Genomic DNA, 20246 nt, shown 5'->3' with positions numbered 1-20246 from the left:
CCCAGGGAAGGTTCGGAAGTCAGGATGACAGCAGGAATGGGCCGCTCCCAGAAGCGTGTACTCAGCGCGCTGGCTGTGACCGCTTCGTGGAGCGTGGTCCTTGCCGGTGCGGCACAGCCAGCCGCAGCTGCGGACGTGCAACCCAAGCAGTGGTACCTCAGTGCGTTGCAGGCTGAAGAGATGTGGAAGGTGACGACAGGCGAAGGCATCAAAGTCGCCGTCATCGACACAGGCGTTAATGCGTCCACTTCGTCCCTGCAGGGTCAGGTCCTCAAGGGCACTGATGCTACGGCGGCCGAGGGGGACGAGAACGACGATTACAACGGTCATGGCACAACCATGGCTGAACTGATCGCCGGAACGGGGAAGGGTGGCGGGCTAAAGGGCCTTGCCCCGGGCTCCAAGATCATTCCAGTGCGGATCAGTAATGACGATTTCCAGAAGAAGCCCTCCCTGAACGCAACGGAATGGGCGAACGCTATTCGGGCTGCGGCCGACAGCGATGCAAAAATTATCAACATGTCGTTCGGTGGCGAGTTCAGCCTGGATCGCGAGAGGGAAGCCGTAAAGTACGCGGAAAGCAAGGGTAAGCTCTTTTTTGCCAGCGTCGGAAACAATGCGGAGGGGGGTAACGGCGACCTTTATCCGGCCTCGTACCCTCAGGTTGTGGGTGTCGCCTCAGCGGATCAAAAGGGCAAGGTCTCCAAGTTTTCGCAGAACGGCAATTCTGTGGATGTTGCCGCCCCGGGAAGTGATATTCCCCGTTGGTGCGACAATTCCTTCCAAAAGTATTGTGACGGAATTGGAGGGACCAGCTCCGCCACCGCCATCGCCTCTGCCTCCGCCGCCCTGGTCTGGTCCGCCCACCCCGACTGGACCGCCAATCAGGTCCTCAACGTCCTCTTCGACACGGCCGGAAGGGACTGGGAGAAGGGCACTCTCAGCAAGTACCTCGGTCACGGCCTCATCCGCCCCGCGATGAACATCCTCAAGGGCAAGGGCGACCCCGGAGACCCGGACATCAGCCCCCTCACCGCGGAGCGGACGGGCGGCTCCCCGGCCTCCCCCGCGCCCTCCTCCACATCCTCCGCCCCCGCCTCCGAACAGCCCGCCCAGAACGAGAACGCCGACAAGGTCGACGAGACCGTCGCAGCGGGCGACACCGAGGCGGCGGCGGCGTCGGACGGCGGCGTCCCCCTGGGCCTGATCGTCGGCGGCATCGCAGGCGTGGCCGTCCTCGGGGCAGTGGTCTTCGCCGTCGTCCGCAGACGCGGCGCGGCCTGACCGCAGGTTCCTCACATGCACCGGCCGGCGAACCATGCCGGCTCGCACAATCCACCGGAAGGAAGGAAAGGAAAGCCATGTCGGCAGACCAGAAAGTCTCAGCTGCAGCCCTACTCAGGCTCGAGGGTGAGCTCACCGAGAGGTTCGAGTCGGTGAAGGGCCAGCTCAAGCAGCTGAACGCGACGATCGACAGCCTCGAAGGTGCCTGGAAGGGCATCGGCGCCGGAGCGTTCAACCAGAAGCAGGTCCAGATCAACAACAACATGGTCGGCATCGGCAACGAGCTGCTGCGCTTCCAGGAGGCCATCAAGGCCGCCCGTACGATCTCGGGCAACAACGAGGAAGAGATCAAGGCTGCCCTTCAGGGCGTCGACGTCGTCGACGGCTACTCGGGCGACGCCGCGGCCACGGCCCGGACCTCGAACCTGAACAACTTCTGACCCGTATTCCGTAACTCGACTGAAGGAGGACCACATGGCCACCAACGACGGTACGACGGTCGTCACTTATGCCAGCCTCGATCTCGCGGCCGCGTCGATCGATCGCCAGGCCAAGCAGCTCGACCAGGACCTCCGGGCGATCAAGACCATGATCGCCTCGGTCTCGGAGCTGTGGGAGGGCGAAGCCAAGACGGCCTACCGCGACGCGCAGGGCCGCTGGGACACGCAGGCGACGGGCATCAAGGAGAACCTCGCCCAGATCTCCCGCGCCGTGCGCGACGCGGAGACGGCCTACCGCAGCGGCGACAAGCGTGCGGCGGCCAACTTCCACTAGCCGATCCGGCTGGAAGCGGCAGGCTGCACAGCAGCACATCAGGGTGGACACGCGCGGGAGGTGTCCACCCTGATTCTGTGTCACGACGTTCGCCAGGGAGCGGTGAAGCATGGGACGGGACGTGCCCTGCTGTGGGTACGGGCCTTAGAACTCGCCTTTGCGGTGTTCGACCACGTACGTGCAATTCGGAGTCACTCGTCCCAAGCCCCCGCCGAGGGCTTGCTCGTCACTCAGAGAGCGGCTTCTACGCCGATCTGCGGAACGCCACCATCTCCGCGCAGGCGGCTCAAGGGAGGGCAGGCTGCCCGTCGAACGGCAACCACTCCGCGAGGAGTGGCGTGACTTCTGAGTCAGGAGGAAGCGCCCTGAGCAGGGCAGTGCCAGTCAGCCGAGTCGATCGCGTTCTCTTCCGTGTCGCGCAGGTGGAAGCAGTTGCCGTTGACCCACACCGTGACCGATTCGGGCTGATGATCGACCTGGAAGGGTTCGTCCCCACGTAGAGTTCCGGACCAGGGCCCATCCGCTGCAGGCGAGTGGGTGACAATGGCCCAAGTCTGCTCCGGGAGCATCCGGTGCGTCTCCGCCCAGGGCTCCACGGTCAGCTCCAGCGCGACCTCACCACCATTGCTGATCAGCAGCCGTGCTGTTCCGAAACTGCTCATCCCCGGCACCCCTCCTTGCCTCTACGGGCGGTCCCGTACGCGGCTGCAGAGTCTACGAGCCCTGACAACTCGGTCGTCACGCTTGCACGACTCCCTGAAGCCAGCTCGTCCTCCGAGTTGTCAAGCTTCCCTGCCGGGACGAAACGCTCTCTAAGAGGTCGTTTTCATCTTTTCCGTCCGCCTATGAGTAGATTCTCGGAGTGTAGGGCTGCAGGCGGGGTTGCTGATGTGGGCGATGTCTGCGGGCCGGGTGGGGTTGCAGATGGAGCGGAAGGCTACGTGCTCCTGTCTCATCCCAAAATGTCCGGTCTTCGTGGTCGTCTGCTTCTGCCGTCATTGTCCTCCGTCGCGAGCGGGTACTTCTGGTCGTCCGGCAGGGCAGGGTTGAGGTGGTAATCCATGAGCTTGCCCATGTACGCCTTCTGGCCCACTTCCACGGCGCTGTAGCATTCCGGGTTCTGCCCCAGGGACACCAGCAGTCGTGTCACGTCCGTATGTGCCAGGTCGGCAGGCGAGCCTGCGATCGGGAAGAGCTTCGGGATGCTCGTATTCCCGTCGCTGGCATCGGCCGTGGCCCTGTTGATGTCCGGCAGGTACTCGGAGGTGATCTGCCCGATGCTGTCAGACATGTAGCCGTGCTTGGTCAGGCCCTCGGGGTCGTCCGAGATCGAGGCGACGAGAGCCTCCATGAGCTTGGCCTGCTGTGCGTTGTGAGGTGGAGTGTCAACGCTGGGTGCCTCGCCCGCCGGCCTCGTCAGCAGCGGTAGCCTTCAGCTGTTCCCATTCGTCCCAAGCCATCAGTGGGAACCTCCCCCGTCCGTCAGGAAGGTGCGAGGGTCGGAACGACCCCCGCACCCTCGTCGTCCACCACGTGTCCTGGCCCGCTCCCCGGACTACCGCCCCTCGTCCACCAACCCCGTCTGCACCAGCGGGTTCCCCCGCCGCCGGGTGACGAACAGGCCACGCCCCGCGGGCATCGGCCGCGGGCGTACGCCGCCGAGGATGTCGCCCTCCATCGGGTCGCCCGACAGCAGCACGCCCTGCGCGCCCAGCTCCGTCATGCGCTGGAGGAACGAGTCGTACAGGGCCCGGCTCGCGCCCGCCGTGTTGCGGGCGATGATGAAGCGGACGCCCACGTCGCGGGCGAACGGCAGCAGCTCCGTCAGGGACGACAGCGGGTTGCCGCTCGACGTGGCGACCAGGTCGAAGTCGTCGATGATCACGTAGACCGTCGGGCCGCGCCACCAGCTGCGGTCCCGCAGTTCCTGGGCCGTGACGTCGGCCGAAGGCGTGCGCCGCTTCATGAGGTCGTGCAGCGCGACCATGTGGTGGTCCATGTTGTTGGACATGGGGATGTACTCCGCCAGGTGCGACGCAGGGGTCACGTCCAGCAGGGAGCGCCGGTTGTCGATGACGAAGAGCTTGCAGGTGTCGCCGTCGTACCGCTCGGTGAGCTGCTTGATGATCAGCCGCAGCAGGTTGGACTTGCCGGACTCGCTCTCGCCGAAGATGAGGAAGAACGGGTCGTGGTCGAAGTCGACGAAAACCGGCGCGAGGTTGTTCTCGTCGATACCGAAGGCGATACCGCGCTCCGGAGCGGCGTAGCCCGCCGGCAGTTCGCTCGCCGGCAGGGAGCGCGGCAGCAGGCGTACCTGCGGCGCGGGCGGAGCCGTCCAGTGGCGGGCGACCTCCGCGTTCATCGCGGCCGTCGCCTCGGAGAGGTCGCTGTCGGAGTTGATGCCGTCGATCCGCGGCACCGCCGCCATGAAGTGCAGCTTCTCCGGCGTCAGCCCGCGACCCGGCACCCCCGCCGGCACGTTGACCGCGACCTTGCGGTCCAGCTCGGAGTCCATGACGTCGCCGAGCCGCAGCTCCAGACGGTTCATGAGGTGGTCCTTCAGGCTGGCCCGGACCTCCATGGACCGTGACGCGGTGACGATCAGGTGGATGCCGTAACCGAGGCCCCGCGCCGCGATGTCCACGGCGGCGTTCTCCAACGCCTCGTAATCCGAACGGAAGTTGCCCCAGCCATCGATGATCAGGAAGACGTCGCCCCACGGCTGGTCCGTCACCGAGATCTCGCCGCGCGCCCGCATCCGGCGGAAGGTGGCGATGGAGTCGATACCGGCGCTGCGGAAGTACTCCTCGCGCCGCGACAGGATGCCGTACACCTCGGCGACCGTACGGCGCACGCGCTCGGGGTCCAGCCGCGAGGCGACCCCGCCGACATGCGGAAGGCCCGCGATGGACGACATGCTGCCACCGCCGAAGTCGAGCCCGTAGAACTGGACTTCCTGCGGGGTGTGCGTGAGCGCGAAGCCCGCGATGAGCGTACGGAGCAGGGTCGACTTGCCGGACTGCGGGCCACCGGTGATCTGCATGTGGCCCGCAGCCCCGGAGAAGTCCCGGTACAGCGTGTCGCGCCGCTGCTCGAACGGCTTGTCGATCACGCCCAGCGGTACGACGAGACGCCCCGCCCCCTCGAACCCGGGCTGCGTCAGCCCGCGCCCCGGTACGGCCGTCAGCCCCGGCAGGAGCTCGTCCAGCGACGGCGGGTTGTCCAGCGGCGGCAGCCACACCTGGTGGGCGGAGGCACCCCGCCCCTCCAGCCGCCGCACGATCACGTCCAGCACCGTGTCCGCCAGCGCGTCGTCGTCCCCCGCCCGCTGGTCCGGCACCCCGGCCCCGGCCTGCGGGCTCGGCTGCACGTACCGCACCGGCACCGGCGCCGCCGTGAACGGAACCGGCCGGCGGTCCACCGGCAGCGGCCCCCCGGACGCGACCGGCTGACCACCCGCCCGGTACACCCCGGAGACGTACGCGGCCTTGAACCGCACCATCTCCTCCGTACCGAACTTGAGCAGCCCGGAACCCGGCACATTGGGCAGGTGGTACGCGTCGGGCACCCCGATCGCCGCCCGGGACTCCGCCGCCGAGAAGGTCCGCAGACCGATGCGGTACGAGAGGTACGTCTCCAGACCGCGCAGCCGCCCCTCCTCCAGGCGCTGCGACGCCAGCAGCAGGTGCACGCCCAGCGAACGGCCGATGCGCCCGATCTGCACGAACATGTCGATGAAGTCGGGCTTCGCCGTCAGCAACTCGCTGAACTCGTCGATCACCAGGACGAGGGAAGGGATCGGCTGCAGCGGCGCACCCGCCGCGCGCGCCTTCTCGTAGTCGTGGATGTTGGCGTAGTTGCCCGCGTCGCGCAGCATCTCCTGGCGGCGGTTGAGCTCACCGCTGATGGAGTCGCCCATGCGGTCCACCAGCGTCAGGTCGTCCGCCAGGTTGGTGATCACCGCGGCCACGTGCGGCATCTGCGCCATCCCGGCGAAGGTCGCACCGCCCTTGAAGTCCGCGAGGACGAAGTTGAGGGTCTCCGAGGTGTGCGTGACGGCGAGACCGAGCACCAGCGTGCGCAGCAGCTCCGACTTTCCGGAACCCGTCGCCCCGACGCACAGCCCGTGCGGGCCCATCCCCTCCTGCGCCGCCTCCTTGAGGTCCAGCATCACCGGCGCGCCGCCCTCACCGACACCGATCGGTACGCGCAGCCGCTCGGCCTGGGAGCGGGGGCGCCAGGTCCGGCTCACCTCGATGGAGGCCGCGTCGCCCAGGTTCAGCAGATCCGTGAACTCCAGGTTGGCCAGCAGCGGCTCGTCGTCGTCCCCGCCCGTCGCCATGTGCAGAGGGGCCAGCTGACGGGCGAGTGCCTCGGCCGCCTCGTAACTCAGCAGGTCGGGCACCCCCTCGTAGACGAGCCCCTGCCCCGACTCCAGCTGCAACGACTCCGGCTGCACCACGACGGAGAGGCCGCCACGCGCCCCCTGCACCTCGCCCGGCACCACCTCGATGACCGTCACGCCCTGCAAGCCCTCGGCCGAGGCGAGCACCGACATCGGGGGCACCGAATCACCGTCCAGGACGATGACGACGTGCGGCTGCTCCAGGAGCGGCTGGCCGCCGGGCTGGAAGCGGGGGCGGCCGTCGAGCCGGGCCGCGAGCTGCTGCTCCAGCTCCAGCACGCCACCGGTGATCAGACGGCGGCTGCCCGCACCATCGGTCGAGCTCCTGTCCTGTACGTGGGGGAGCCACTTCGCCCACTCCCACTGCGGGGCCGCCTCGGCGCCCGTGGCGATCCCGATCACCAGATCCTCGGGGGAGTGCAGCGAGGCCAGAGCACCGACCATCGCCCGCGCCGAGGAGCGCGCGGACTCCGCGTGGCCACCGATCGTCAGGTGGTAGAACGCCCGCAGCGACACGGCCATCGGCAGGCCCTCCAGCGTGGAGTGCGTCGTCAGGAACTGCTGCATCGCCCCGGCCGTCAGCGGCTCCAGCTCATCCACCGGCGCCGTCTCGGGTGCGATGAGCGGCGTCGCCAGCTCCTGGCTGCCCAGACCGATGCGCACCTGCGCGAAGTCGGCGTCGGCGACCCGCCGCTCCCACACCCGGCTGCCCTCGGCGACGAGCGCCCACAGCTGCTCGGGCGAGGGGTGCAGATAGAACTGTGCGTCACGCTGCTTGCGCGCCGTCTTCACCACCGTGCGCCGCGTCTGCGTCAGGTACTTCAGATAGTCCCGCCGCATGTCCGCGAGCTGGCCCTGGGTGCCCCGGCGGAAACGCACCATCATGGCGATGGCCATGGCCACCGTGGAGGCGATCATGATCACGCCCATGATCCGCATGATCGGTTTGTCCGTCATGAAGAAGAAGACGACCGAGCCACCCATGCCCAGCATCGGCAGGAGCTGCATGAGCATGCCCTCCTGCTGGCCCCGGGGGAGCTCCGGCGGAGGTTGCAACTGCACCTGCTCGACCGGCACTTCGGAGGGCAGGGCCCGCGGTGGGCGCTTGACGACGATCTGGCTCACAGCTCACCAATTCCCTTGCCGGACGGAAGTGTTCCTATCGGCGCCCCCGTGGCGACGGGCTCCATCCGCGGGATGGATCCTACTGGCGGAGCGGGGGCCGCTTGGCGGTAGGGTGTCGCGATGCGTATACGCATCCGCTAACTACCGCAAGAAGACGGTCATTCGGGACGCGGGGCGGGATCCACCGCCCTCAGGGGTGTTTCCGGCAGAAGTTCCAGAACGGCACACAGCGGTTCCGGAACAGCCGTGAACAGCGGCCGCGGTCACTTCGGAGCGCCGCCGCCGAAGTCCAGAACAAACATGCATGGGGGAGCAGCAGGTGACAATGACGGCCCAAGCGGCAGCCACCACGACCGGCCGGCCGAGTCACGGGGTCCCGTCCGGCAACGGCACGGGCTTCTGCCGGGTCACGGTCGTCGCACCCGACAGCCGGGTCGACGTGGCGTTGCCCGAGGACGTGCCCGTCGCGGACCTCTACCCCGAGATCCTCCGGCTCTCCGGACAGAGCCCCGCCCCCGGCGCCCCCGTCGGCTACCACCTCGTACGCCGCGACGGCACCGTCCTGGACAGCGCCCGTACGCTGGCCGGCCACCGCATCCTCGACGGCGAGCTGCTCTCCCTGCGGCCCTTCGCCGAGTCGCTGCCGCCCGCCGTCTTCGACGACGTCTCCGACGCCGTCGCCACCGCCGTGGCCAAGGACCGCACGCTCTGGGGCGACTCCCTCATGCGCGGCGCCGGCCTCTTCGGCGGGTCCGTCCTGCTGACCCTGCTCGCCTTCGTGCTCTGGACCGCCGACCCCAGGCACGACATGCACGGTTTGCCCGGCATCCTGGCCGCGGTCACCGCCGTACTCCTGCTCGCCCTCGCCTGCGTCCGGGCACGCGTCTACGACGACCGGAGCTCGTCCATCGCGCTCGGTACCGGCGCGATGGTGAACGCCGCGGTCGCCGGTTCCGGGCTGCTCTCGCTCAGCACGGGCCAGGGCGTGGGCCGGCTGCAGTTCCTGCTCGCCTGCGCCGCCGTGCTGGTCGTCGCGGTCATCCTCATGATCACCGCACCCGGCGGCGACGGACCGTTCGTCGCGTTCGTCTTCGCGAGCGCCACCGGCCTCGTCGTCACCTTCATCGCGATCACGGCGGAGCTGGCGCCCATCGAGGCCGCCGCCGTCTGCGCCCCCTTCGCCGTCGGCGCCCTGGCCTTCCTGCCCGGCCTCTCCACCCGCTTCGCCCGCCTCCCCATCGGCTTCGAACCGCCCCGCTCCGCCGTCGGCGACTACGGCACCGCCGAGCCGGCGCCCCAGGGCCCCGTCGACGCCGTACGGATCGCCGCCCAGGCGCGCCGCGGCCACGAACTGCTCCTCGGCCTGGTCGGCGGCTGCGCCCTGGTGGCCGTGGCCGCCGCCGCGGTGCTCGGCTTCTCGGACAACGTCTGGGGCCAGCTGCTCGCCCTGGCCACCGGGGTCGCCATGCTGATGCGGGCCCACCTGTTCCGCTACACCGCCCAGGTCGGCTGCACCCTCGCCGCGGGCCTCGGCTCCCTCGTGTTCCTGGGCCTCGGCCTCTCCCTCAACCCGCCGCTCACCCTGGTGCGCGACGCGCTGCGGGGGGACGGCGCGGCCCTGGACATCCGTACGGTGTGGCTCGCCGCCGCCGTCGCGGGCGTCGCGGCCCTGATCACCGCCATCGGCCTGATCGTGCCGCGCAAGGGCGTGACCCCGTTCTGGGGCCGCTTCCTGGAGATCGCCGAGACGGCCGTCCTCCTCACGCTGCTGCCGCTCTGCCTGGCGGTCTTCGACGTCTACCGCTCGATCCGCGCCCTCACCAGCTGACCCCTACCGCTCGATCCGCGCCCTCACCAGCTGACCACCGGACCTCGCGCGGGCACCGTCCGGGGGTGACCCGAATGGCTGGTACTCTGACCAGTGGCCGTTTGTGTACGCCTCTCCGGATCATCCTGGGGACTGCGCTCATCGGACCTTCGCCTCCGAGTCACGGAAGCTCCCCTGAGATCAAGACCAGGGGCACTCGTGGGCGCTTCGAACATCAAGAGGAGTACGCGTGCCGCTCGACGCCGCTACGAAGAAGCAGATCATGTCCGAGTTCGCCCAGAAGGAGGGTGACACCGGATCCCCCGAGGTCCAGGTCGCCATGCTCTCCCGCCGGATCTCGGACCTGACGGAGCACCTCAAGACGCACAAGCACGACCACCACTCCCGTCGTGGTCTGCTGATCCTGGTCGGCCAGCGTCGCCGCCTCCTGCAGTACCTGGCCAAGAAGGACATCCAGCGCTTCCGTGCGCTGGTCGACCGCCTCGGCATCCGCCGCGGTGCGGCCGGCGGCGCCAAGTAAGTACGCCGTGGAGAGGGAGCGGTTCCCGCGTCTGAGGGGACCGCTCCCTTTGCCGTACGTGCGCGACCGGTGTCAAGCTCAGTAACCTGGACACCGGAACACCTGTAACACCGCACCACCGCAGTACGAGTACGAGGGATACGAGGGAGAGGCGCAGCGACGCCGCCGCCGGTCCTCGGTAGTGGCCCCCGGGAACATGCCCGGGAGCTTCGATCGAAGACCGGCCCGCACACACGGTGCGCTTCTCCCGCACCGTCCTCCGCCATACGGGCGGCAGGACGAAAGACGACGAGTATGGAGAAATCACTAGTGGAGAACGAGACCCACTACGCCGAGGCCGTTATCGACAACGGAACCTTCGGCACCCGCACCATCCGCTTCGAGACGGGCCGCCTGGCCAAGCAGGCCGCCGGCTCCGCCGTCGCGTACCTGGACGACGACACCATGGTGCTGTCGGCCACCACCGCTTCCAAGCGGCCCAAGGAGAACCTCGACTTCTTCCCCCTCACGGTGGACGTCGAGGAGCGGCAGTACGCGGCCGGCAAGATCCCCGGCTCCTTCTTCCGCCGTGAGGGCCGGCCCTCCGAGGACGCGATCCTCACCTGCCGCCTGATCGACCGCCCGCTGCGCCCCTCCTTCAAGAAGGGCCTGCGCAACGAGATCCAGATCGTCGAGACGATCATGGCGCTCAACCCCGACCACCTGTACGACGTGGTCGCGATCAACGCCGCCTCCTGCTCCACGATCCTGGCTGGCCTGCCCTTCTCCGGCCCGATCGGCGCCACCCGCGTCGCCCTGATCAAGGGCCAGTGGGTCGCGTTCCCGACGCACACCGAGCTCGAGGACGCCGTCTTCGACATGGTCGTCGCCGGTCGCGTCCTGGAGGACGGCGACGTCGCGATCATGATGGTCGAGGCCGAGGCCACCGAGAAGACCATCCAGCTCGTCAAGGACGGCGCCGAGGCTCCCACCGAGGAGATCGTCGCCGCCGGTCTGGACGCCGCGAAGCCCTTCATCAAGGCGCTCTGCAAGGCCCAGTCCGACCTCGCCTCCAAGGCCGCCAAGCCGGTCGGCGAGTTCCCGGTCTTCCTCGACTACCAGGACGACGTCTTCGAGGCGCTCTCCAAGGCCGTCACCTCCGAGCTGACGCAGGCGCTCACCATCGCCGGCAAGCAGGACCGCGAGGCCGAGCTGGACCGCGTCAAGGAGATCGCCGCCGAGAAGCTGCTCCCGGCCTTCGAGGGCCGCGAGAAGGAGATCTCCGCCGCGTACCGCGCGCTGACCAAGAAGCTGGTCCGCGAGCGCGTCATCAAGGACAAGGTCCGCATCGACGGCCGTGGCGTCACGGACATCCGTACGCTCGCCGCCGAGGTCGAGGCCATCCCGCGCGTGCACGGCTCGGCGCTGTTCGAGCGTGGCGAGACCCAGATCCTGGGCGTCACCACCCTGAACATGCTCCGTATGGAGCAGCAGCTGGACACCCTCTCCCCGGTGACCCGCAAGCGCTACATGCACAACTACAACTTCCCGCCGTACTCCGTCGGCGAGACCGGCCGCGTGGGCTCGCCCAAGCGCCGCGAGATCGGCCACGGAGCGCTCGCCGAGCGCGCCATCGTGCCGGTGCTGCCGTCGCGCGAGGAGTTCCCCTACGCGATCCGCCAGGTCTCCGAGGCGCTGGGCTCCAACGGCTCGACGTCCATGGGCTCGGTCTGCGCCTCCACCATGTCTCTGCTGAACGCCGGTGTGCCCCTCAAGGCCGCCGTCGCCGGTATCGCCATGGGCCTGATCTCGCAGGAGATCGACGGCAAGACCCACTACGTCGCCCTCACCGACATCCTCGGTGCGGAGGACGCCTTCGGCGACATGGACTTCAAGGTCGCCGGTACGAAGCAGTTCGTGACCGCGCTCCAGCTCGACACCAAGCTCGACGGCATCCCCGCCTCGGTCCTGGCCGCCGCGCTGAAGCAGGCCCGTGACGCGCGTCTGCACATCCTGGACGTCATGAACGAGGCCATCGACGTCCCGGACGAGATGTCCCCGAACGCCCCGCGGATCATCACGGTCAAGATCCCCGTGGACAAGATCGGTGAGGTCATCGGCCCCAAGGGCAAGATGATCAACCAGATCCAGGAGGACACCGGCGCCGACATCACGATCGAGGACGACGGCACGATCTACATCGGTGCGCAGCAGGGCTCGCAGGCCGAGGCCGCCCGCGCCACGATCAACGCCATCGCCAACCCGACCATGCCGGAGGTCGGCGAGCGCTACCTGGGTACGGTCGTCAAGACGACCACCTTCGGCGCGTTCGTCTCGCTCATGCCGGGCAAGGACGGCCTGCTGCACATCTCGCAGATCCGCAAGCTCGCCGGTGGCAAGCGCGTGGAGAACGTCGAGGACGTGCTCGGCGTCGGCGCCAAGGTCCAGGTCGAGATCGCCGAGATCGACTCCCGCGGCAAGCTCTCCCTCATCCCCGTCATCGAGGGTGAAGAGGACGAGACGAAGGACGACACCGACAAGTGACGTCCCGTAGTTCCGCGACGACGGCCCGCACCTCCTCGGAGGCGCGGGCCGTCGCCCGTACCCAAACGCTTCTCAAGGGCACAGGCGGCATCGGCACCGTCCGCCGCACCGTCCTCCCCGGCGGTCTGCGGATCGTCACCGAGACCCTGCCCTCCGTCCGGTCCGCCACCTTCGGCATCTGGGCCAACGTCGGTTCACGCGACGAGACGCCCACCCTGAACGGCGCGACCCACTACCTCGAACACCTCCTCTTCAAGGGCACCGCCAAGCGCACCGCCCTCGACATCTCCTCCGCGATCGACGCGGTCGGCGGCGAGATGAACGCCTTCACGGCGAAGGAGTACACCTGCTACTACGCGCGGGTCCTCGACACCGACCTGCCGCTCGCCATCGACGTGGTCTGCGACATGCTGACCGGCTCGCTGATCGCCCCCGAGGACGTCGACGCCGAGCGCGGCGTCATCCTCGAAGAGATCGCGATGACCGAGGACGACCCGGGCGACTGCGTGCACGACCTGTTCGCGCACACCATGCTCGGCGACACCCCCCTCGGCCGCCCGGTCCTCGGCACCGTCGACACGATCAACGCGCTGAACCGGGGCCAGATCGCCCGCTTCTACAAGAAGCACTACGACCCCACGCACCTGGTCGTCGCCGCTGCCGGCAACGTCGACCACGCCACGGTCGTACGCCAGGTCCGCCGCGCCTTCGAGAAGGCCGGGGCCCTCTCCCGTACGGACGCCGTCCCGATGGCGCCCCGGGAGGGCTCCCGCACCCTGCGCACCGCCGGCAAGGTCGAGCTGCTGAACCGCAAGACCGAGCAGGCCCACGTGGTCCTCGGCATGCCCGGACTGGCCCGCACCGACGACCGCCGCTGGGCGCTCGGCGTCCTCAACACCGCCCTCGGCGGCGGAATGAGCTCGCGCCTCTTCCAGGAGGTACGGGAGAAGCGCGGCCTGGCCTACAGCGTGTACTCGTACACCTCGGGCTTCGCCGACTGCGGCCTCTTCGGCGTCTACGCGGGCTGTCGGCCCAGCCAGGTCCACGACGTCCTGAAGATCTGCCGCGACGAGCTGGACCGGGTCGCCACCCACGGCCTGGACGACGACGAGATCACCCGCGCCATCGGCCAGCTCTCCGGCTCCACCGTCCTCGGCCTGGAGGACACCGGCGCGCTGATGAACCGTATCGGCAAGAGCGAGCTGTGCTGGGGCGAGCAGATGTCGGTCGACGACATGCTGGCCCGCATCTCGGAGGTCACCCCCGACGACGTACGGGAGGTGGCGGGCGAGCTCCTCACCCACCGCCCCTCGCTCTCGGTCATCGGCCCGCTCAAGGACAAGCAGGCGGACCGTCTCCACGAAGCGGTCTCCTAATCCCTTAATCCTTAAGGAATACAAGATGAGCAAGCTGCGCGTAGCCGTTCTCGGTGCTCAGGGCCGGATCGGCTCCGAGGCCGTACGAGCGGTCGAGGCCGCCGACGACCTGGAGCTGGTGGCGGCCCTGGGCCGGGGCGACAAGCTGGAGGCCCTCGCCGAGGCGGGCGCCCAGGTCGCCGTCGAGCTGACCACCCCCGCATCGGTGATGGGCAACCTCGACTTCTGCGTCCGGCACGGCATCCACGCCGTCGTCGGCACGACGGGCTGGACCGACGAACGGCTCGCGCAGCTCACCGCCTGGCTGGAGAACTCCCCGGAGACCGGCGTCCTCATCGCCCCGAACTTCTCCATCGGCGCGGTCCTGACCATGAAGTTCGCGGAGCAGGCCGCCCGCTACTTCGAGTCGGTCGAGGTCGTCGAGCTCCACCACCCGAACAAGGTCGACGCGCCTTCCGGCACCGCCACCCGCACGGCCCAGCTCATCGCGGAGGCCCGCGCGAAGGCGGGCAGCGCCCCCCAGCCGGACGCCACCACCACCGCCCTGGACGGCGCGCGCGGCGCGGACGTCGACGGCGTCCCCGTCCACGCGATCCGCCTCCGCGGCCTGCTGGCCCACCAGGAAGTGTTGCTCGGCGGCGAGGGCGAGACCCTCACCATCCGCCACGACTCCCTCCACCACAGCAGCTTCATGCCGGGCATCCTGCTCGGCACCCGCCGCGTGGTGACCACTCCCGGCCTCACGTTCGGCCTGGAACACTTCCTCGACCTGAACTGACTGAGCCCACCATGCGCGCAAAGATCACCTACTTCGTCACCGCCGCCGTCCTGGTCTTCTACTTCGTCCTGGTCGGCGGCCGCGGCCTGATGCTCATCCGCCACGGCACGCTGCTCACGGTCACGTTCGGCGTAGCCGTGCTGATCCTGCCGGTGATCGGCGTCTGGTTCCTCTGGAAGAACACCCAGTTCGCCCGACGCGCCAACGCCCTGGCCGCCGAACTGGACGCGGAGGGCGGCCTCCCGGTCGACGACCTGCTCCGCACCCCGTCCGGCCGCATCGACCGGGACGCCGCCGACGCGGTCTTCACCAAGCGCCGCGAGGAGACGGAGGACGCCCCGGACGACTGGCGCGCCTGGTTCCGGCTGGCGGTGGCCTACCAGGACGCAAGGGACACCCCGAGGGCCCGCAAGGCCATGCAGAGGGCGATCGCCCTGCACCGCTCCAGCCAGCCCGCTCCCTCCAGCCCGTCCGGCGTCTGAGGACACCAAATCAAGCCCGTCCGGCGATTGAGGACATCTTTCCCGCCTGTACGCAGGTGAGCCCGGGACCGACCAACGGCCCCGGGCTCACCTGCGTAAACGGCGGCACGGCTACCCGTGCCGATACTCATCCGCCCAAGCCTCCACCGCATCCGTGGCCCGCTCGAACGCCTCCTCGCGCCCGAGGAAGTCCGCGTTGTGGTCGGAGGCCAGCGGCGGCAGGGTCTCACCGTTCTGCCGGACCACGACCAGCGCCTGGCCCTGCACCGTACGGGGCAGCCCCAGCCACTTGACGGGCTGCTGGACCGTACGGACGGAGGCGGTGGCCCCCCACGGCACCGTGGTGGTCCGGAAGAACCCCACGCGCCGCACACCGTGCCGGCTCACCCACGCACCGACCCGCAGGAGCCGCAGAGCGGCACCGATCAGCGCGCCGGCCAGCAGCAGACAGACCAGGGCCCCGGAAGGCGCTCCGGCGAAAGCGATGATCATCGCCGCGAGCAGAACGAACGAGGCCAGCAGCAGCTGACCGGCCGCCGCCGCGACCCGCCACGGGCCGGGGCGGTAGGGCCGCCGCCAGCTGTCGTGGTCGTCGAACGGCAGCGCAACGTCCTCCGCGCTCGCATCGAATGCGCGGTCGGCCGTCAGAAAGGGCAGGGGCACGACTCATCCTCACTCACAAGCACGCTCGATTGCTGTGCCCGGTGAGGCTACCGAGGCCGCCCCCGAACAGACCACCCCAGGGGGTCCGTACGAGTAAGTCCAGCGGCCCCGGGGCGGGACTCAACGGCCCCGGGGCGGGAGTCAGCGGCCCTGCGACGCCTCGGACTGCTTGCCCTGCGAGGCGGACTGCCCGGAGTCGAGCGCCGGAAGACCCAGCAGCAGCGACCCCACGAGCCCGGCGACCACGGTCAGCCCGACGAGGGAGCGCCCCAGCAGCTCGGGAACGCTGGCACGGGGGGCGGGAGGGGGAGTGACATTACTGCGGAATCGGTCGGCCTCGGCGACGAACGAGAACGGGACGGATTCACGCCGGCGGAACATGAGGAAACTCTCCTTGATCTCAGTGGCGGGTGCTGCTAATGAGTCAGACGTACGAACGGCCGGATCGGTGCCCGAATCGCCGTACTTTTTGGACGGACTCCACGAACGGCTGCCCGACGCCGCCGCGTGCATGCGTCACCCACCCGGCCCGTAAAGTGGTCGCCGCCCGAGCGCCGCCCCTGGAAGGACCCCCGCCGGTGACCGACACCCCCGAACCCGCAAAGCCCCATTTCCGCAGCGATGTCACCGTTGACCTGGTGAAAAGCGCAGCGGGCGACGCGGACGTGCTCTTCGCCGCCCGGGTCTCCACCGCCGGCGAGCAGTCGCTGGAAGAGGTCACCAAGGACCCGGAGCGGTCCAAGGGGCTGATCAACTACCTCATGCGGGACCGGCACGGCAGCCCGTTCGAGCACAACTCGATGACCTTCTTCATCAGCGCCCCGATCTTCGTGTTCCGCGAGTTCATGCGGCACCGTGTGGGCTGGTCGTACAACGAGGAATCGGGCCGCTACAGGGAGCTGGAGCCGGTCTTCTACGTCCCCGGAACCTCCCGCAAGCTCGTCCAGCAGGGCCGCCCCGGCAAGTACGAGTTCGTCGAGGGCACCGAGGAGCAGTACGACCTCACCACCCGTGCGATGGAAGACTCCTACCGGGCCTCCTACGCGGCCTACCAGGAGATGCTCGCGGCCGGCGTGGCCCGCGAGGTGGCCCGCGCGGTCCTCCCGGTCGGCCTCTTCTCGACGATGTACGCCACGTGCAACGCACGCTCCCTGATGCACTTCCTCGGCCTGCGCACCCAGCACGAGCTGGCGAAGGTCCCGTCCTTCCCGCAGCGCGAGATCGAGATGGTCGGCGAGCAGATGGAAGCCCACTGGGCGCAGCTCATGCCGCTCACTCATGCGGCCTTCAACAAAAATGGACGAGTAGCCCCGTAAGCGGTGTCCGTATTGCGGCGTTTCGAGAAGTTCATCTAGGCTGATCAAACGGACCCGGCACTGCTTGAACCCCCGAGCAGGCAGTGCCGGGCTCCTCTTCCCCGTCCCCCCGAGGGGGGACCACGCGCTGAGCAGCGAGTAGCGTGTTACCCATGGCTCCGATCTCCACTCCGCAGACCCCCTTCGGGCGGGTCCTCACCGCTATGGTCACGCCCTTCACGGCGGACGGCGCTCTCGACCTCGACGGCGCCCAGCGGCTCGCCGCCCATCTGGTGGACGCAGGCAACGACGGACTGATCGTCAACGGCACCACCGGTGAGTCCCCGACGACCAGTGACGCGGAGAAGGACCAGCTCGTACGGGCGGTGCTCGAAGCGGTCGGAGACCGGGCGCACGTCGTCGCCGGCATCGGCACCAATGACACCCGCCACAGCGTCGACCTGGCCCGCACCGCCGAGCGCACCGGCGCCCACGGGCTCCTCGCCGTCACGCCGTACTACAACAAGCCGCCGCAGGAAGGCCTCCTGCGTCACTTCACGGCCATCGCCGACTCCACGGGCCTGCCCGTGATGCTGTACGACATCCCCGGCCGCAGCGGGGTCCCGATCGACACCGAGACCCTCGTACGGCTGGCCGACCACCCGCGGATCGTCGCCAACAAGGACGCCAAGGGAGACCTGGGCCGCGCCAGCTGGGCCATCGCCCAGTCCGGCCTCGCCTGGTACTCCGGCGACGACATGCTCAACCTCCCGCTCCTCTCCGTCGGCGCGGTCGGCTTCGTCTCCGTCGTCGGCCACGTGGTCACCCCGGACCTGCGGGCCCTGATCGAGGCGCACCTGGGCGGCGACGTCCAGAAGGCCACCGAGATCCACCAGAAGCTGCTCCCGGTCTTCACCGGCATGTTCCGCACCCAGGGCGTGATCACCACCAAGGCCGCGCTGACGCTCCAGGGCCTCCCGGCCGGACCGCTGCGCCTGCCCCTGGTGGAACTCACCGCCCAGGAGACGGCCCAGCTCAAGATCGACCTGGCCGCCGGCGGGGTACAGCTGTAACCACAGACTTCACAACTGAATGAAGAGAACGAGCGAGGCACCTCGCGAGAGCACGACCCCAAGACAACAGCAAGTGCACGAATGACATGCGCGCCACGTGCCTCAGCGGTACGTGGCGCGTGTGGTTAAGGAGAGTCTTTTGAGCCATCCGCACCCTGAACTCGGCACCCCCCCGAAGCTCCCGAAGGGCGCCCTGCGGGTCACCCCGCTCGGCGGCCTGGGCGAGATCGGCCGCAACATGACGGTCTTCGAGTACGGCGGCCGCCTGCTCATCGTCGACTGCGGCGTCCTCTTCCCCGAGGAGGAACAGCCGGGCATCGACCTGATCCTGCCGGACTTCACCACGATCCGGGACCGCCTGGACGACATCGAGGGCATCGTCCTCACGCACGGCCACGAGGACCACATCGGCGGCGTGCCCTACCTCCTGCGCCTGAAGCCGGACATCCCGCTCATCGGCTCGAAGCTGACCCTCGCGCTCATCGAGGCGAAGCTCCAGGAGCACCGCATCCGCCCGTACACCCTCGAAGTCACCGAGGGCCAGCGCGAGCGCATCGGCGTCTTCGACTGCGAGTTCATCGCGGTCAACCACTCCATCCCGGACGCCCTCGCGGTCGCGATCCGCACCCCCGCGGGCATGGCCGTGGCCACCGGTGACTTCAAGATGGACCAGCTCCCGCTGGACGGCCGGCTCACCGACCTCCACGCGTTCGCGCGTCTGAGCGAGGAGGGCATCGACCTCCTCCTCTCGGACTCCACGAACGCCGAGGTCCCCGGCTTCGTACCGCCCGAGCGGGACATCTCCAACGTCCTGCGCACGGTCTTCGCCAACGCGCAGAAGCGCATCATCGTGGCGAGCTTCGCCAGCCACGTGCACCGCATCCAGCAGATCCTGGACGCGGCCCACGAGTACGGCCGCCGGGTCGCCTTCGTCGGCCGCTCCATGGTCCGCAACATGGGCATCGCCCGTGACCTCGGCTACCTCAAGGTCCCCGCGGGCCTAGTCGTCGACGTCAAGACCCTCGACGACCTCCCGGACGACGAGGTCGTGCTGGTCTGCACGGGCTCCCAGGGCGAGCCGATGGCCGCCCTCTCCCGGATGGCCAACCGCGACCACCAGATCCGGATCGTCCCCGGCGACACGGTGATCCTGGCGTCGTCCCTCATCCCCGGCAATGAGAACGCGGTCTACCGCGTGATCAACGGCCTGACCCGCTGGGGCGCCAACGTCGTCCACAAGGGCAACGCCAAGGTCCACGTCTCGGGCCACGCCTCGGCCGGCGAGCTGCTGTACTTCTACAACATCTGCAAGCCGAAGAACCTGATGCCGGTCCACGGCGAATGGCGCCACCTGCGCGCCAACGCCGAGCTGGGAGCCCTGACGGGCGTGCCCAAGGACCACATCGTCATCGCCGAGGACGGCGTGGTCGTCGACCTGATCGACGGCAAGGCGAAGATCGTCGGCAAGGTCCAGGCCGGTTACGTGTACGTCGACGGCCTCTCGGTCGGCGACGTCACCGAGACCTCCCTCAAGGACCGCCGCATCCTCGGCGACGAGGGCATCATCTCGGTCTTCATCGTGGTCGACAGCTCCTCCGGCAAGATCGTGGGCGGCCCCCACATCCAGGCCCGGGGCTCCGGCATCGACGACAACGCGTTCGTCGGCGTCACCCCGAAGATCCAGGAAGCCCTGGACAAGTCGGCCCAGGACGGCGTCATGGAGCCCCACCAGCTCCAGCAGATGGTCCGCCGCGTCGTCGGCAAGTGGGTCTCCGACACCTACCGCCGGCGCCCGATGATCCTCCCGGTCGTCGTCGAGGTCTGACCCTCCTGACCAGCCCGTACGGGAGCGGGGCCCCTCGATTTGCATCGGGGCGCCCCGCTCCAGTACGTTTACGGCTCCGCCCGACCGGGAAGCACCGCGCGCACTCGTGCGCCGGGGACAACCTGGATGGGGGCGGGAATTCCGACTCAGAATCTCTGATAAAGTCGGATCCGCCGAAAGGCAAGGCCACTCCACAGGCCACCGGAAATCGAATTCGGACCGGAAACGGAACGAAAAAGAGTCTGGTAAAGTTGGAACCGCCGGAAAGGGAAAACGCGAAAGCGAAGAACCTCGA

General features: G+C 68.7%; 16 protein-coding genes and 1 pseudogene. 12 read left to right on the top strand and 5 right to left on the bottom strand.

Annotated features, from left to right (window positions below):
* Positions 1–24: 24 nt before the first annotated feature.
* The 3 genes from IF17_RS0123765 to IF17_RS0123755 all read left to right on the top strand — a co-directional run bounded on the left by IF17_RS0123765 (position 25) and on the right by IF17_RS0123755 (position 2058).
* A complete protein-coding gene (locus IF17_RS0123765; protein ID WP_030569330.1) occupies positions 25–1284 on the top strand; it encodes a S8 family serine peptidase in 1260 nt (419 codons plus the stop codon).
* Between the two features lie 77 nt (positions 1285–1361).
* Positions 1362–1724: a WXG100 family type VII secretion target gene (locus IF17_RS0123760; RefSeq protein WP_018509535.1), complete on the top strand. Its 363-nt coding sequence runs from the start codon at positions 1362–1364 to the stop codon at positions 1722–1724.
* Positions 1725–1758: 34 nt separating this feature from the next.
* Positions 1759–2058: a WXG100 family type VII secretion target gene (locus IF17_RS0123755; protein ID WP_018509534.1), complete on the top strand. Its 300-nt coding sequence runs from the start codon at positions 1759–1761 to the stop codon at positions 2056–2058.
* Between the two features lie 350 nt (positions 2059–2408).
* Here IF17_RS0123755 and IF17_RS0123750 read toward each other — a convergent pair whose 3' ends face one another.
* The 3 genes and pseudogenes from IF17_RS0123750 to IF17_RS0123740 all read right to left on the bottom strand — a co-directional run bounded on the left by IF17_RS0123750 (position 2409) and on the right by IF17_RS0123740 (position 7588).
* Positions 2409–2720, bottom strand: coding sequence for a hypothetical protein (locus IF17_RS0123750; protein WP_030569325.1), 312 nt, complete (start codon positions 2718–2720; stop codon positions 2409–2411).
* Between the two features lie 356 nt (positions 2721–3076).
* Positions 3077–3469 (bottom strand): annotated as a pseudogene (locus tag IF17_RS0123745) (hypothetical protein); the annotation flags it as partial.
* Between the two features lie 144 nt (positions 3470–3613).
* Entirely contained in the window at positions 3614–7588 is a 3975-nt protein-coding gene (locus IF17_RS0123740; protein WP_030569319.1) for a type VII secretion protein EccC, read from the bottom strand.
* A gap of 325 nt (positions 7589–7913) precedes the next feature.
* On the opposite strand from IF17_RS0123740, the gene eccD reads away from it, so the two are divergent.
* The 6 genes from eccD to IF17_RS0123710 all read left to right on the top strand — a co-directional run bounded on the left by eccD (position 7914) and on the right by IF17_RS0123710 (position 15095).
* Positions 7914–9416 (top strand): type VII secretion integral membrane protein EccD, encoded by a 1503-nt coding sequence (gene eccD / locus IF17_RS0123735; protein WP_030569316.1) that lies wholly within the window; start codon positions 7914–7916, stop codon positions 9414–9416.
* Between the two features lie 229 nt (positions 9417–9645).
* On the top strand, positions 9646–9936 hold the full coding sequence (gene rpsO / locus IF17_RS0123730; RefSeq protein ID WP_003965855.1) for a 30S ribosomal protein S15: 291 nt from the start codon (positions 9646–9648) through the stop codon (positions 9934–9936).
* Between the two features lie 309 nt (positions 9937–10245).
* Complete coding sequence (locus IF17_RS0123725) at positions 10246–12459, top strand: polyribonucleotide nucleotidyltransferase (protein ID WP_030569313.1); 2214 nt, start codon at positions 10246–10248, stop codon at positions 12457–12459.
* A complete protein-coding gene (locus IF17_RS0123720; protein WP_030569310.1) occupies positions 12456–13835 on the top strand; it encodes a M16 family metallopeptidase in 1380 nt (459 codons plus the stop codon). The genes IF17_RS0123725 and IF17_RS0123720 overlap by 4 nt, the downstream gene beginning before the upstream one ends.
* A 25-nt stretch (positions 13836–13860) precedes the next feature.
* A complete protein-coding gene (gene dapB, locus IF17_RS0123715) occupies positions 13861–14613 on the top strand; it encodes a 4-hydroxy-tetrahydrodipicolinate reductase (RefSeq protein ID WP_030569307.1) in 753 nt (250 codons plus the stop codon).
* A gap of 11 nt (positions 14614–14624) precedes the next feature.
* Complete coding sequence (locus IF17_RS0123710) at positions 14625–15095, top strand: tetratricopeptide repeat protein (RefSeq protein ID WP_030569304.1); 471 nt, start codon at positions 14625–14627, stop codon at positions 15093–15095.
* A 111-nt stretch (positions 15096–15206) separates the two neighbouring features.
* On the opposite strand, the gene IF17_RS0123705 is transcribed toward IF17_RS0123710, so the two are convergent.
* Together IF17_RS0123705 and IF17_RS0123700 are read right to left on the bottom strand one after the other, a co-directional pair.
* On the bottom strand, positions 15207–15758 hold the full coding sequence (locus tag IF17_RS0123705) for a PH domain-containing protein (protein WP_030569300.1): 552 nt from the start codon (positions 15756–15758) through the stop codon (positions 15207–15209).
* A gap of 141 nt (positions 15759–15899) precedes the next feature.
* A complete protein-coding gene (locus IF17_RS0123700) occupies positions 15900–16139 on the bottom strand; it encodes a hypothetical protein (RefSeq protein WP_030569297.1) in 240 nt (79 codons plus the stop codon).
* Positions 16140–16336: 197 nt separating this feature from the next.
* Between IF17_RS0123700 and thyX the strand changes: the two genes are divergently transcribed.
* The 3 genes from thyX (at position 16337) to IF17_RS0123685 (ending at position 19951) form a co-directional block, all read left to right on the top strand.
* The gene (gene thyX / locus IF17_RS0123695; RefSeq protein ID WP_030569294.1) at positions 16337–17074 is read left to right on the top strand and encodes an FAD-dependent thymidylate synthase; all 738 of its coding nucleotides are present in this window, start codon (positions 16337–16339) and stop codon (positions 17072–17074) included.
* 152 nt (positions 17075–17226) lie between these two features.
* The gene (dapA, locus tag IF17_RS0123690) at positions 17227–18126 is read left to right on the top strand and encodes a 4-hydroxy-tetrahydrodipicolinate synthase (protein ID WP_030569291.1); all 900 of its coding nucleotides are present in this window, start codon (positions 17227–17229) and stop codon (positions 18124–18126) included.
* Between the two features lie 139 nt (positions 18127–18265).
* On the top strand, positions 18266–19951 hold the full coding sequence (locus IF17_RS0123685; RefSeq protein WP_030569288.1) for a ribonuclease J: 1686 nt from the start codon (positions 18266–18268) through the stop codon (positions 19949–19951).
* The last annotated feature ends 295 nt before the right edge of the window (positions 19952–20246 follow it).

This window comes from Streptomyces cyaneofuscatus (genome assembly GCF_000718135.1).
Lineage (GTDB): Bacteria > Actinomycetota > Actinomycetes > Streptomycetales > Streptomycetaceae > Streptomyces > Streptomyces cyaneofuscatus.
Note: the sequence above shows the minus strand (reverse complement) of the source record. Positions and strands in the feature narration are given on the sequence as shown.

What these genes read in the sequence shown, in the direction of transcription:
- IF17_RS0123765 (WP_030569330.1), top strand. Translation starts at nt 25, where the DNA reads ATGACAGCAGGAATGGGCCGCTCCCAGAAGCGTGTACTCAGCGCGCTG.
- IF17_RS0123760 (WP_018509535.1), top strand. Translation starts at nt 1,362, where the DNA reads ATGTCGGCAGACCAGAAAGTCTCAGCTGCAGCCCTACTCAGGCTCGAG.
- IF17_RS0123755 (WP_018509534.1), top strand. Translation starts at nt 1,759, where the DNA reads ATGGCCACCAACGACGGTACGACGGTCGTCACTTATGCCAGCCTCGAT.
- IF17_RS0123750 (WP_030569325.1), bottom strand. Translation starts at nt 2,720, where the DNA reads ATGAGCAGTTTCGGAACAGCACGGCTGCTGATCAGCAATGGTGGTGAG.
- eccD (WP_030569316.1), top strand. Translation starts at nt 7,914, where the DNA reads ATGACGGCCCAAGCGGCAGCCACCACGACCGGCCGGCCGAGTCACGGG.
- dapB (WP_030569307.1), top strand. Translation starts at nt 13,861, where the DNA reads ATGAGCAAGCTGCGCGTAGCCGTTCTCGGTGCTCAGGGCCGGATCGGC.
- IF17_RS0123710 (WP_030569304.1), top strand. Translation starts at nt 14,625, where the DNA reads ATGCGCGCAAAGATCACCTACTTCGTCACCGCCGCCGTCCTGGTCTTC.
- IF17_RS0123700 (WP_030569297.1), bottom strand. Translation starts at nt 16,139, where the DNA reads ATGTTCCGCCGGCGTGAATCCGTCCCGTTCTCGTTCGTCGCCGAGGCC.
- dapA (WP_030569291.1), top strand. Translation starts at nt 17,227, where the DNA reads ATGGCTCCGATCTCCACTCCGCAGACCCCCTTCGGGCGGGTCCTCACC.